Here is a 12,965-nt window from a genome sequence, read left to right as displayed (position 1 = left end):
TCTGCTGCGCAGACGCCTCCGTTACACTGGAACGAGAACTTGCAGACCGGATAGGAGGACCATGAGAATGGAATGGATGCAAACAATGTTTGACCAATACGGCTACCTGCTGCTCGTGCTCGGCTTGTTCGCCGAATCGCTGGCGCTGCCGTTTCCGGGCGAGCTTGCCATGGCGGTCGCCGGTCATATGGCGGCTCTCGGCGGAACCCGGTTCGGGCTGACGGTCGCCTGCTCGTACGGAGGGGCGCTGACGGGAACGATCCTCACGTATGCACTTGGCCGCCGGCTCGGCACTCCCTTCTTCGAGGCGCACGGCAGGTATTTTCTGTTAAAGCCGGAACGGCTTCGCCTGCTGACCGACTGGTTTGGCCGGTACGGCGACAAGCTGATCTTCGTCAGCTATTTTGTACCGGGTCTGCGGCACTTCACGGGCTATGTCGCCGGCACCCTCCGGGTTCCGCTTCGCACGCTGCTGCTCTACAACGGCGCAGGCGGACTGCTATGGGTACTAGTCTACATAACGCTCGGCTACCGGTTCGGCGGCCGCATCGAGGAATGGCTGCATGCGCTCGCCGGCTACGCGGCCCCGGCGATTCTCATCGGCGTTGTCCTGGCCGCCGGTCTGGCGCTGTATAAGCGCCGGCGCCGCCAAGCCTCCGGAGCAGCTCGGCTGCGAGAGGCAGCCTCCCGGCTTACGCAGCTTCGTCCAGGCGGAGAGCCCAGCACACGGCCGAGCCCGGCCTCGGAGATCGCCGCCGAACGGATCGGAAAAGGCCGCTAACCGACGGTCGGCGTCAAGAAGCGCGTTCCTCGCGCCGCTTCCGGATCTCTCGTTTTCTCCTCCGTTCTGCGTTTTTCTGCCGAAGCTTCCTGTACTTCCATCAAAATTCCGTCCCCCGCCGAGGGTTTTTTTTGTTACAATAGTCGTTGGTCTTGATTCTATGATCCTGGAAGGAAGGATGAGTCAGTTGAATTTGCTTCACTCGATACCCGAGCTTCGGCAGAAGCTGTTCGGACGGTTTTGGAACCCTATGTTGGTCACCGTCATCGCGGGGGTTTTAAGTTCACTGTATTTTGGCGTCACCGGCACGTTCTGGGCCGTCACCGGGGAGTTCACCCGTCTGGCCGGACATGCCATGTCCTGGGTCGGCATCGACCCGCACAAGCTCACTTACATTGAGCAGATCATGCATCTGGAAGGAAGCCCGGTCGACCGAATCGACGGCTGGGTCGTCATCGGCATGTTCCTCGGCGCGCTTATGAGCGTACTGCTCGCCGGCCAGTTCAAGCTGCGCCTGCCTAAGCAGAAGCGCCGGCTCGTGCAAGGTCTCATCGGCGGCATCGTAGCCGGCTTCGGTGCACGGCTCGCCATGGGCTGCAACCTGGCGTCGTTCTTCACGGGCATTCCCCAATTTTCGTTCCACGCCTGGCTGTTCATGCTCGGCATGGCGGGCGGCACGTACATCGGCGTGAAGCTCGTGCTGCATCCGCTGCTGCTCGGCAAGCCGAAGCTTGAGAAGGCGGCTCCGGGCCCGCGCTCGTTCATCTCCTCGACGCCGAAGATCCAGCCTTGGCTCGGCCTCGTCGTGCTCGTAGCCGCGATCGTGTTCGTCGCGGTGCAAATCGCGGGCGGACATGCGAAGCTCGGCCTTGCCGGCCTGTTCGGCATCGCCTTCGGCCTGCTGATCCAGCGCGGCCAAATCTGCTTCACCTCGGCGTTCCGCGACCTTTGGATCACGGGCCGATCCAGCATGGCCAAGGCGCTGTCCGTCGGGATCATTGCCGCCACGCTTTGCACGGCGGTCATCATCTCCCTCGGCGTGCCGCAGAAGATCATGTGGGCAAGTCCGGGGGCGCTCATCGGCGGCCTCTTGTTCGGCATCGGCATCGTGGTAGCCGGCGGCTGCGAGACCGGTTGGATGTACCGCGCGATGGAGGGCCAGCTGCAGTTCGTCGTCGTCGGCATCGGCAACATTATCGGCGCCGGCGTGCTTGCCTGGGGCTGGGACCATTGGGGCCTGTACGACAAGCTCGTCGCCGGCTCGCCTAAGATCAACCTCGTCTCCCAGTGGGGCTGGACGGGCGCGATTCTCGCCACGCTCGGCCTCATGCTCGCCTTCTACGCCTTCGCTTCCCTGTGGGAGAAGCGTGTACGCTACATGGCGAAGCGCAAAGGCCAGGCCGTTCTGATGAAAGCCGGCGTAGGCAGAAAGGAGATGGCATAATCGATGGCCAAAGAGAACCAAACCAGCCAACTCGACTTAAACGCCATTCGCCCGACCATGACCCTCAATCTCGAGGGTGAGCCCTGCCCGTATCCGGTCGTTTACAGCCTCGATGCGATGGAGCAGCTCAAGAGCGGCGAAGTGCTGGAAGTGATCGCGGATTGCCCGCAGGCGTTCAACGCAGTGCCCGAGGAAGCGATGCGCATGGGCTACAAGCTGATCGGAGAGCCGATTACCGACGGCCCGACTATCCGGTTTTACATTTTGAAGCCTTAACGTAGCACCTGGCGGCTCTTGCCGCCTCCCAACAAGACCAAGGCAAAAGACAGCTCTCTTGCGGAGCTGTCTTTTTTGCGTGCGATTGGCTGTACCGGTCTGTGCCGCTACAAGCTCCGGCTGCCGCGGACGGGCGTGCCGGCCGCACTCTCCTTGGGCAGCTGCGGCCACAGGCTGTACCGGCCGAGTTTGACCATGATGGCCGGCACCAGAATGGTGCGGATGAGGAACGTATCGATAAGGACGCCGACGGCGACCGTGAAGCCGAAGATGAACAGCTCCATAATCGGCTGGGTCGTCAGCACCGCGAAGGTGGCGGCAAGGATCAGGCCCGCCGACGAGATGACCCCGCCCGTCATCGTCAGTCCCCGGCTGATCGCCTCCCGGATCGGATACGTCCTCGCTTCCTCCTTGATACGCGAGATGAGCATGATGTTGTAATCGACGCCGAGCGCGACGAGGAAGATGAACGTATAGAGCGGAATCCGGTAGCTGATCTCCGTGTAGCCGAACAGCTTGTCGAAGAACAGATACCCCGCGCCCATCGCCGTAAAATAAGACAGAATGATCGTCGCCATCATATAGAGCGGGGCGACGGCCGACCTCGTCTGCAGCGCGAGCAGCAGCGTAATCAGCGCTGTGATCGCCGCCACGACGACGAGCGTGTCGCGGTTGTTGACGTCCCGCGTATCGACCTGCTTGGCCGTCTCGCCCGCGAAGTGAAGCTTCGCATCGGACAGGCCCAGCTCTTCCAGCCAGGGGCCGGCCTGCTTCCGAATCGCCTCCAGCTGTCCGATCGTCTCCTGGTCATACGGGCTGCCGGCGAACCTAAGCTCCAGCTTGGCCGTCTTCTTGTCCTCCGACAGCCACGACTCCTGCTGACCCGGGCGCTGAGGCGCCGCCGGGTCCGGAAGCACCTGATCGACGCCGTCCATCCCGAGCAGCTTTTCGCGCAGCCGCTGCGCTTGGTCGGTCTTGATCTCGGCGTCGTTCTCAACGAGAACGGTTGTCGGGGCGAGCTCGCCGGGCGAAAATGCCTTCTCCAACGCCTCGTATCCCTGCCGGGATTGAATGTCCTCGGGGAACGACTTGATGAGGTTGAACGAGTATTCGATGTTCAGTGTATTCAGCGCAAGGGCGGCAAGCGGAATCAGGACGAGAAGCCCGCTGCGGACCGGACGCTTCACAACCGCCTCTCCCAGCATGCCCCAGAAGCCGGGCTTGCCCGCGGCTGTGGGCTCCGCCTTGGGAACGGACGGCCAGAACGCCCTCCGTCCGACCAGCGCATACAGAGCGGGCAGCAGCGTCAGGCCGCCGAGCAGGATAAGCGCCATCGCGATGGAGAAAACCGGGGCGAAATTGCGGTAAGGCTCATACAGAGCGGTGAACAGAACAAGCATCGCGGCGAGAACGGTGCCTCCACTGTACAGAATCGGCTCGGTCACTTCCTGCATGCACCGCTTGATGGCCGTGTACTTGTCTTCCTCCTTCTTCAGCTCCTCCTTGAAGCGGGAAACGATGAAGAGCGAGTAGTCCGTCAGCGCCGCGAACAGCAGAATCGACATGATGGAGACCGATTGGCTCTCGATGCCCATGCCAAGCGAGCCCGCGATGCCGATCGTCTTGTTGACGACCTCATAGACGAGCGCGGCGCCGATGAGCGGCACGAACGCGAGGAGCGGCGAACGGTAGATGAGAATAAGCAGGACGAAGATAAGGCCGATGGTGGCGAGCAGCAGGACGACGTCCGCGCTCGCGAAGATATTCGACAAGTCCGCGACGATTCCGGCAGGACCGGTGATGGATAGCTGCAGACCGCCCGCGTCCTTCAGCTCATTTTCTGCAAGGACGTTCAGGTCTTTGACCGTCTGGTTGATCACTTTTCGCTCCAGGTTGTCCTTGAGCGAAACCGGCAGGATGAGCGTCGTTTTGCTCTCGGACAGCATCGAGGTTTTGGCCGCAGGAGGCAGCTTGTGCAGCGGCATCGCCTCCTTCACGGCGTCCAGCTGTGCCCCTTCGATCCGCTCGCTGACCGCGTCCACCCGCTGCCAGTCGGCGTCCGTAAACGGGGACTCCTTATGGAACACGAGCAGCGCGGGTACGCCCTGGTCCTTCGGAAAATACTCCTCCAGCTTCTTATCAGCGATGAGCGACTGCGCGTCCGCAGGCAGCCCCGTGGCGTTGACGCTCGTCGCATACTCGCTCGCGCTAGGGGCCAGCCCTCCGAGCAGCACCGCGGCGAGAATCCAGAGGACGAGCACCAGCTTGGCCCCTTTTTTGCTGCTTGCCCAGCCGGTGATGCGTTTGGCCAATCGCAACATAGCGTAACCATCCTTTCTGTACGCGAGTCTTTAAGCAGACTACGGTGATATGGGAGTAGCCGGATAAAACAAAAAACTTTCGTTCCCTACTTCGATTGTAGGAAACGAAAGTGAACGGAAAATAAACTAAGTTAGTCCTTTTTGGGAAGGGTGACGACGAAGGAGGTTCCCTCCCCGGGCCGGCTGGAGACCGCGATCGTCCCCCGATGCAGCTCGACGATCCGGCTTACGATGGAGAGCCCGAGCCCTGTCCCGGGGATAGCGCGGGACCGCGACGCGTCGGCCCGATAGAAACGGTCGAACACCCGCTTCGCCTCCTGGTCCGTCATGCCGATGCCGGTATCCCGGAATTCGACGACGACCCGGGCCGGCTCGTCCGTCAGCACGATCGTGATCGTGCCGTTCTCTTTGTTGTACTTAATCGCGTTGGTCAGCAGGTTCTCCCAGACATTATAGAGCAGCGCCGGATCCCCGTAGAAGGAGACGTCCGGGATCGTGTAGGTGAGCGCCAATCCTTTTTCCTCCAGCAGCCATAGCGATTTGCGCACGAGCTCCGTCATCTGGCGTCCGAGCTCGAACCGTTCGGGCCGGCAGTAGCTTTCCTCCTTGTCGAGGGAGGTGAGGAGCAGCAGCTGCTTGGTGAGGAGGGACAGCCGGTCCGTTTCCTCGCGGATGACGGCGATGTACTGGGCCCGCTCCTCGGCAGACAGCCCTTCCTGGGCCAGCAGCTGAGTATAGCCCTGGATATTGAGCAGAGGGGATTGAAAATCGTGCGACACGTTCGAGACGAATTCGGTCCGCATCGCGTCGAGCTGGCTGAGCCGCATCGACATTTCCTCGAAGCTGCGCGCCAGCACGCCGATCTCGTCGTTCCGGGTAATGTCGAGCTTGACTGCGAAGCGTCCGTTCTTGACCTCCCGGGTTGCCTCGGTCAGCTTGACGATCGGACTGACGAGGAACTTGGAGCTGACGATGACGAGGGCGATGCTCACGACCAGCATGATGGCGATCATCCAGCCGAGCAGCGTATGGATCTCGCTGAAGAGCAGCTTGATGTCCGGCCGGATGAAAATTGCATGGGGCGTGCCGTTATAGGTGAAGGGCGCGCCGATCGTGTTGCGCAGTTCGTTGGCGAAAAACCCCGTCATGAACGTCTTCTTGGGGAACTCCCTCATGCCGTGATAAACCTCGCCGGCCAGCACCCGCCGCTTGATCGGCTCGTCCAGCCGCTTGTCCTTGAACGCCGCGCCGAAGTAACGCTCGGCTCCGTTCCCATCGACGAGGCAGATTTGGTAGCCGACTGCGGCAACGTTCGCCAGGTAGCTGTCCAGCTGCACCTCCCCGTGCTCCTCGAGAAAGGCGGTCATCGCCTGGGCGATACGGACGTTTTTTTCGTCGTTCAGAGGCTTGATGCTCTCGTGATAGTACGCATTGGCGATATAGAAGCCGAGCAGAGCGCTCACCAGGATAATGCCGATCGACGTCAGTGCGAGCTTGGAGTAGATCGATCTCATGAGCCGGCGGCCTCAACTAGGTAGCCGACGCCCCGGACGGTTCGAATGGCGAGGCTGTCCGTCAGCTCCGAGAACCGGTCGCGCAGCCGCTTGATGTGCACGTTCAGCGTCCGCTCGTCCCCCATATAATCCATCCCCCACACCGATTCGATCAGCTGGCTGCGCGTGAAGACGTGGCCCGGCCGCGAAGCGAGGCAGACGAGCAGCTCGAATTCCTTGAGCGGCAGCATGAGCGTCTGGTTATTCACCTGCACCTCGAAGCCTGCCGGATGGATAACGACGTCCCCGATCCGGATCGGCTGCTGGCTCTGCTTTTGATAGCGGCGAAAGACAGCATGAATCCGAAAGAGAAGCTCCCTCGGGTCGAACGGCTTGACGACGTAATCGTCCGAGCCGGCGAGGAAGCCCGCCTCCTTGTCCCGGATCTCGCCCTTGGCGGTCAGCAGGATGACGGGGATGTCATAGTTCTCCCGGATGCGGCGCGTCAGATCGTAGCCGGTCATGCCCGGCATCATCACATCGACAACCGCCAGGTCGACCGGCTGCGCGTCCAGCAGCCGGAGCGCCTCCTCGCCGCTCGCGGCCTCAAGCGCCGCATAACCCGCCTGCTTTAACTGTTTATTCACCAGGTGAAGAATATTCTTATCGTCGTCAACAAGTAATATGGTTGGTTTCATCGCAATCCTCAGCTTTCTCATGTTCGGGCAGCTTCCCAACAGGATTGGTTCGAATCGGTCCGATGATCCGGGCAGATTCCGCCCTTCCTGCCGCATGCCCTTGCTTCTCTTAAAAATAGCCAAAGACAGCCCTCGCTGCAACTGCCCCCGCTATCGCCCAAGACACTCGCCCCCTATACGTTATCCTAACCTGCACGCTGCCCTAATAAATTCAACGGACTCCTTGCCCCCTCTTTACACTCCGCATGGTCCTGTGGTAACGTACCGTCATATAAGTTGACCAATCATCCTACGAATTTTGGGAGGCATGCCGAATGGAAATAGAGAAAACAAGCCGCATCTCTCTGGTCGAGCAAGTGGTCGCGCAGATAGAGAAGCTGATCGAAGGCGGAGCATGGCCGGTCGGCACCCGGCTTCCTCCGGAGACGGAGCTGATGGAGCAGTTCGCCGTCAGCCGCAATACGCTGCGGGAAGCGGTTCGGGCGCTGGTGCATGCGGGCCTGCTGCAGACGAGACAGGGCAGCGGCACGACGGTCTGCGCCTCCAGCGGCCTAGGTGCTGCTCTGCAGCGGCGTCTGGAGCGGGCGAGCCTGCTCGAGACGCTTGAAGTGCGTCTCGCACTGGAGCGGGAGGCCGCGTCGCTGTCCGCCGCCCGCCGCAGCGAGGAGGACCTCGCGGAGTTCCGGGCGCAGCTCGCCGCCTGCACCGCGGCGGCCGACGTGCAGGACCGGCTCGCCTACGCGGAGGCGGACTTCCGCCTCCATCTGGCGATCGTGAAGGCGTCCCGCAACCGGCTGCTCCTTGAGCTGTACGGGCATATGACCGAAGCGGTGGAGAGCTCCGTCCATGAGACCGTGGCGCTCACCCCCTTTTCGGTCATTCACCAGACGATCCACACCGAGCTCGTCGACGCGATTGCCAACGGAGACGCCAAGCGGGCGGCCGCTGCGGTTGACGAGTATATCTGGCTGTTCCGAGAAGCGGTGGCGGACGGCCGGGAGGTGACGCCATGAGCGGTCATCCTGTATCCGGGGTCTCCCGCCCCGGTCCGGCTCCAGGATCACGGCCCGCCCCCGCTCCGCAGCGGACCGGGCTGCTGATTCTCGGCATCATTCTGCTCGCGGCCAATCTGCGGGCTCCATTGACGACTGTCGGGCCGCTCGTGCCTGCGATTCGCGAGACTCTCGGCATCTCCCATACGGCGGCCGGCTCGCTGACGACCGTGCCGCTCATCGCCTTCGCCCTTCTGTCGCCGTTCGCCCCCCGGCTCGCACGCCGGTTCGGCACGGAGAGGACGCTTCTGGTCTCCCTTCTCCTCCTGCTCGCCGGCATTCTGATCCGTTCCGGAGGCAGTGCCGGGGCTCTGTTCGGCGGCACGTTCCTACTCGGCCTGTCGATCGCCGTCTGCAACGTCCTGCTGCCGGGCTTGATCAAACGCGACTTTCCCCGGAATCTCGGCGTCATGACGGGCACGTATTCCGTCGCCATGAATCTGTGCGGAGCGATCGCCTCAGGGCTCAGCGTCCCGCTCGCCTCCCTGCAGCCGCTTGGCTGGACCGGTGCGCTCCGCGTATGGAGCCTCTTAGCTCTGACGGCGGGTGCCCTCTGGCTGCCGCTCCTGAGAAACCGGGATGCCGGCCAGCCGCCGGCCGTGAAGGCCCGGCACGAGGAAAAACCTCTGTGGCGCTCCTCACTCGCGTGGCAGGTCACGGTCTTCATGGGCCTGCAATCGCTCATTTTCTATACCGTGATCGCCTGGCTGCCCGCGATGCTGCAGAAGCAGTACGGCCTGACGTCCGGCGCGGCCGGCTGGATGCTGTCGCTCGCCCAGCTCGCCATTCTGCCGTTCACGTTCCTCGTGCCGGTGGTGGCCGGACGCATGCGCAGCCAGCGGAGTCTGGCGGCCTTGACCGCTCTCTCCTATGTCGCCGGCCTTGCCGGCATCCTGTACGGCCATTCCGCCGCGCTCCTTCCTCTATGGGTCATCCTCATCGGTATGGCGAGCGGGTCGGCGTTCAGTCTGGCTATGATGTTCATTACGCTGCGTGCGAGAACGAGCGGCGAAGCCGCCGAGCTGTCCGGCATGGCACAGTCACTCGGCTACCTGCTCGCCGCAGCAGGCCCCGTCCTGTTCGGCTGGCTCCATGACGCCACGGACAGCTGGGAGCTTCCGTTGCAGCTTATGCTTGCCGCGGGCTTCCTTATCTTCGTGTTCGGGATGGGGGCCGGCAGAGCGAAGCATGTCCGCTGATACTCTCATCGGCGCAGCCGCCTCGAAGCTTCTAGGCCGCATCCTGCCTGCTTTGTCCCTGTTAGTTTGATAGCCTTTGTTAACTTCAAGTGTTGAACTTGCAAAAAAAAGGGAAACCCCGTTCATTTGGGTTTCCCTTTTTTTTTTATAAAGCAATGATCCGTTTAATCATGGAAAAAACGTTGCTGGGTTGTTAATCCGCTTTATTTTTCTGCGGAAATGAGTAAAAACATCGGTCTTCGGAGCTCCTCTTTCATTTCGGGAATGCTCTTCAACATGTCTTCCGAAGGAGTCGGCTCCTTGACCTCCCTAATCGTAAACCCAGCATGAACCAAGTCATTGATATAGGTCGAAATCGTCCTATGATATTTCACAACATTCTCCGTAAGGAACGTTGTTTCCCGCAAGCCTTCCGATTGATAGTGATCTACGGCCCAATGCAGACGGTTCCCGTTTTCATCATAATACCAATCTTGTTCGCTCCGAGAAGTGAAAATGGGATGTTCCACTGAAAAGACAAACGTGCCTCCAGGCTTTAGACAGCGATAGACTTTCTTACAAATTTGTTCAAAGGACTCAACATAGTGAAGAGCTAATGAACTCAGGACAACATCAAATTGATTATCCGAAAAATCGATGTCTTCTATTGGCATTCTCATGTAGGAAATCGCAGAGTCATCCGTCATTTCTTGAGCTTTTTGGAGCATGTTTTCCGATATATCTACTCCAATAACCGAACTGGCTTGCTGCTCCCGAGCATACCGGCAATGCCAGCCAAACCCGCATCCTAAATCGAGTACCCTTTTCTTTTGCAAGTCCGGGATCATTTTTTTTAATACGTGCCATTCCCCCGCGCCTTCAAGCCCTTGCACGGAACGAGGCATTTTTTCATATTCCGAAAAGAAGTTGACATCATCATATTTATTTTGTTTCATAAGAGATACATCTCCTGTCCTTTAAGATAGCCCCCTAAAACATCAACAACCTTTATTTTAGGAGGCTATCTTTCTCCTTCTAACCAAGTCTTTCACCTCATTCATAATAGTTGTCTATAGGATTCCACATAATCGGTTTCAGCCAAATGGACTGTCTAAGAGAAACTATACATACAAGTCTGACAAGCGTAAAGGATCATAAAGCAACTGTTCCTTCCTAAACAAATGCTGGTACCTCCTATTGGATCGCCAAAGAGGGCCTTCCCACAGGAAGGCCCCCTGTTTCCATTAGCTAGTCGCCTTTCTGCTCGGGAAGCCCCGCCCGCTGCCAGCCGGCGAAGCCGCCCGTCAGATTCGAAACGTCGGCAAAGCCTGCTGCCTGCAGCACGCTGGCCGCGATCGCCGAGCGGCTGCCGCTCTGGCATTGGACGACGATCGGCTGGCCCGGGTCCAGCTCGCCCAGCCGAGCGGGCAGACGGCCGAGCGGGAGATGCTTCGCGCCGGGGATATGGCCGTTCTTCCATTCCTCCGCGTTCCGCACGTCGATCAGCAGCACCTCACCCTTCTCCAGCCTGCTTGCCGCCTCCTCGGGCTTCACCTGCCCATAGCTTTGCAGACGACCGCCTTCCACTTCATATCGAGAGAGCAGCTCCGGGCCAAAGACGCCCGCCGTCCGATCGATGCCGATCATCCGCAAATCCGCAAGCACCTCATCCAGCCTCTCGTCTGCCGCGATCACATACAGCGGCTTGGCCTCGGTCAGCAGCCAGCCTGCCCAGGTTAGGAACGATTTGTTGTACGGGAGGTTGATCGTTCCCGGCACATGCCCCTCGGCGAACCGGGCCGACGGCCGAAGATCGAGGATTGTTGCGTCCTGTTCGAGCGCCTCCTCTACTTCCCGCTGCGTTCCCTCGAGCCGCTCCGGCGTCTTCAGCGAGCTTAGGAGGGCCGGCCCTTCCTGGTTCACCCGCTTCATCTGCGCAAAATAGTTGGGCGGCTCTGGCTGGCCCTCCAGCAGAAACGCGAGGAATTCCTCCTCGCTCTCATAGGCGAGCGCCGGGTTGAAGCGCTTCTCGTACCCGACCGTCGTCGAGGGGATGGCACCCAGCGCCTTACCGCAGGCGCTGCCCGCGCCGTGTCCCGGCCAGACCTGCAGGTAGTCCGGCAGCGTCCGGAACCGCTGCAGCGACTGGAACATTTGCCGCGCTCCCAGCTTGGCCGTATCCGCCCGGCCGGTGGCCTTCTCCAGCAGGTCGGGACGGCCCACGTCGCCCGCGAACACGAAGTCACCGCTGAACAGACCCATCGGCTCGTCGGCCGCCGCCCTGTCCGTCAGCAGGAAGGCCATGTGCTCGGGCGTATGGCCGGGTGTGTGCAAAGCCTGGAACCGGATGTTTCCGATTTGAAAGCTGTCCCCGTCCTTGAGCAGACGTGCCCCGATCTTCTCCGCATCCTCGTAGCGGCCGAGTTCGCCTCCTTCGCCGGACAGATAGACGGTCATGCCGTCCTGCTGCGCGAATTCGCGGATGCCGGATACGAAATCCGCGTGGATATGCGTCTCAGCAGCCGCCACGATCGTAAGTCCGTTGTCCTGGGCGGTTTTTCGATAGGGCGCCGGATCCCGCAGCGGATCGATGACGATCGCCGTTCCGCACGCTTGGCAGCCGACCAGATACGACGCCTGCGCGAGCTTCTCGTGATAAAAGTATTTCAACAGCATGCTGTTTCACCTCTTTGTTACACTATAAGCGGGAGAGCTGGTACTGGGCACAAAATTCCCGCTCTTACACCCGTCCGGCAAGGAGGGAGTCCTCTCCTTTAACCTTTAACCTTTAATGTTTAACCTTTACCCATTCCCTTACCCCTCCCCGCCCTTCTCATCTCCATACAAAAAAAGCTGTTGAAGTCTCCCTTCAACAGCTTTCTTCTATTCAAAGGCTCAGCCAAGGCCCGCCTTTCTTTATTCTTCGTTTGGCCTTTATCCGCTCTGTTCCCGGCCACACGCATTGTCCCGCTCCTCGAGCGCGAGCAGCACACGGAGAGCTTTGCCGTACAGCCCGGACGGCACCCGTTCCTCTTCCACATAGGAGAGAATGGCAACCCCGTTTTCCAACGCGAGCAGCACCCACGCCAGCTCCTCCGCCGTTAGGGAGGACACTTGGCGCGTTTCCTTTCCCCACGAGTCTAGCAGATCAGCGAGCTGCTGGACCGCCTCACGCATCCTCTCGGACCACTGGTGGCGCACCGGCTCTTCGCGCATGGCATGCAGGAGGAATTCGAGACGCAGCATGCTGCCGGTTCGATCGCTCGCCCGCATCGCCTCGAAGCGGGCATTCATGGCGGCAAGCAGCCCGTCCGGAGATCGATGCTCCTGCATGGCCTCCCGAATGCGGTCCACATGAGCCTGCATCCGTTCTTCCAGAATGACGAGGAAGAGCTCCTCCTTGGATTTAAAATGCGCGTACAACGCCCCTTTGCTAAACCCCGCGTTGTCGGCGATCTTCTCTAGGGAAGCTCCATGAAACCCCCACCGAGCGAACGTCTCCTCAGCGGATTGAATAAGCAGACGGCGCGTTTCCTTTTTGCGTTCCTCCTGGGTAAGCCTTCGTCGGATCATGCCGGTTCCTCCCTTACTTCACCCAAGCATATCATATGACACTAATATTTCACATGATATTTACATACGCTTGCGTATATAATTAAATATAGAAAGTTTTCTTTGGAAAATCGCCGGCAGTCGTGGCATACTGAATCAGGTGAGAGAAG

General features: G+C 60.1%; 11 protein-coding genes. 5 read left to right on the top strand and 6 right to left on the bottom strand.

Going from position 1 to position 12,965, the window contains the following annotated elements; genetic code table 11:
* The first annotated feature begins 67 nt into the window (after positions 1-67).
* The 3 genes from KJS47_RS23110 (at position 68) to yedF (ending at position 2,501) form a co-directional block, all read left to right on the top strand.
* Entirely contained in the window at positions 68-781 is a 714-nt protein-coding gene (locus KJS47_RS23110; protein ID WP_213528167.1) for a DedA family protein, read from the top strand.
* A 76-nt stretch (positions 782-857) separates the two neighbouring features.
* The gene (yedE, locus tag KJS47_RS23105) at positions 858-2,225 is read left to right on the top strand and encodes a selenium metabolism membrane protein YedE/FdhT (protein ID WP_483874603.1); all 1,368 of its coding nucleotides are present in this window, start codon (positions 858-860) and stop codon (positions 2,223-2,225) included.
* A gap of 3 nt (positions 2,226-2,228) precedes the next feature.
* The gene (gene yedF / locus KJS47_RS23100) at positions 2,229-2,501 is read left to right on the top strand and encodes a sulfurtransferase-like selenium metabolism protein YedF (RefSeq protein WP_283772114.1); all 273 of its coding nucleotides are present in this window, start codon (positions 2,229-2,231) and stop codon (positions 2,499-2,501) included.
* 107 nt (positions 2,502-2,608) lie between these two features.
* Here the strand turns inward: yedF and KJS47_RS23095 are convergent, their stop codons facing one another.
* The 3 genes from KJS47_RS23095 to KJS47_RS23085 form a co-directional block, all read right to left on the bottom strand.
* Positions 2,609-4,822, bottom strand: a complete 2,214-nt coding sequence (locus KJS47_RS23095) for an MMPL family transporter (RefSeq protein ID WP_213528163.1) — start codon at positions 4,820-4,822, stop codon at positions 2,609-2,611.
* 131 nt (positions 4,823-4,953) lie between these two features.
* Complete coding sequence (locus tag KJS47_RS23090; protein ID WP_213528161.1) at positions 4,954-6,336, bottom strand: sensor histidine kinase; 1,383 nt, start codon at positions 6,334-6,336, stop codon at positions 4,954-4,956.
* Positions 6,333-7,034: a response regulator transcription factor gene (locus tag KJS47_RS23085; RefSeq protein WP_249716684.1), complete on the bottom strand. Its 702-nt coding sequence runs from the start codon at positions 7,032-7,034 to the stop codon at positions 6,333-6,335. Before KJS47_RS23085 ends, KJS47_RS23090 begins: the two co-directional genes overlap by 4 nt.
* Before the next feature lie 293 nt (positions 7,035-7,327).
* On the opposite strand from KJS47_RS23085, the gene KJS47_RS23080 reads away from it, so the two are divergent.
* Both KJS47_RS23080 and KJS47_RS23075 read left to right on the top strand, forming a co-directional pair.
* Positions 7,328-8,026: a FadR/GntR family transcriptional regulator gene (locus KJS47_RS23080; RefSeq protein WP_213528159.1), complete on the top strand. Its 699-nt coding sequence runs from the start codon at positions 7,328-7,330 to the stop codon at positions 8,024-8,026.
* Complete coding sequence (locus tag KJS47_RS23075; protein WP_213528158.1) at positions 8,023-9,264, top strand: CynX/NimT family MFS transporter; 1,242 nt, start codon at positions 8,023-8,025, stop codon at positions 9,262-9,264. Before KJS47_RS23080 ends, KJS47_RS23075 begins: the two co-directional genes overlap by 4 nt.
* Positions 9,265-9,467: 203 nt before the next feature.
* Here KJS47_RS23075 and KJS47_RS23070 read toward each other — a convergent pair whose 3' ends face one another.
* The 3 genes from KJS47_RS23070 to KJS47_RS23060 form a co-directional block, all read right to left on the bottom strand.
* On the bottom strand, positions 9,468-10,199 hold the full coding sequence (locus tag KJS47_RS23070; protein ID WP_213528156.1) for a class I SAM-dependent methyltransferase: 732 nt from the start codon (positions 10,197-10,199) through the stop codon (positions 9,468-9,470).
* 292 nt (positions 10,200-10,491) lie between these two features.
* Entirely contained in the window at positions 10,492-11,919 is a 1,428-nt protein-coding gene (locus KJS47_RS23065; protein ID WP_213528154.1) for an MBL fold metallo-hydrolase, read from the bottom strand.
* Between the two features lie 258 nt (positions 11,920-12,177).
* The gene (locus tag KJS47_RS23060) at positions 12,178-12,816 is read right to left on the bottom strand and encodes a TetR/AcrR family transcriptional regulator (protein WP_213528152.1); all 639 of its coding nucleotides are present in this window, start codon (positions 12,814-12,816) and stop codon (positions 12,178-12,180) included.
* Positions 12,817-12,965: the final 149 nt, after the last annotated feature.

Source organism: Paenibacillus sp. J31TS4 (assembly GCF_018403265.1).
Classification (GTDB): domain Bacteria; phylum Bacillota; class Bacilli; order Paenibacillales; family NBRC-103111; genus J31TS4.
This window is presented reverse-complemented; position numbering and strand designations above follow the sequence as displayed.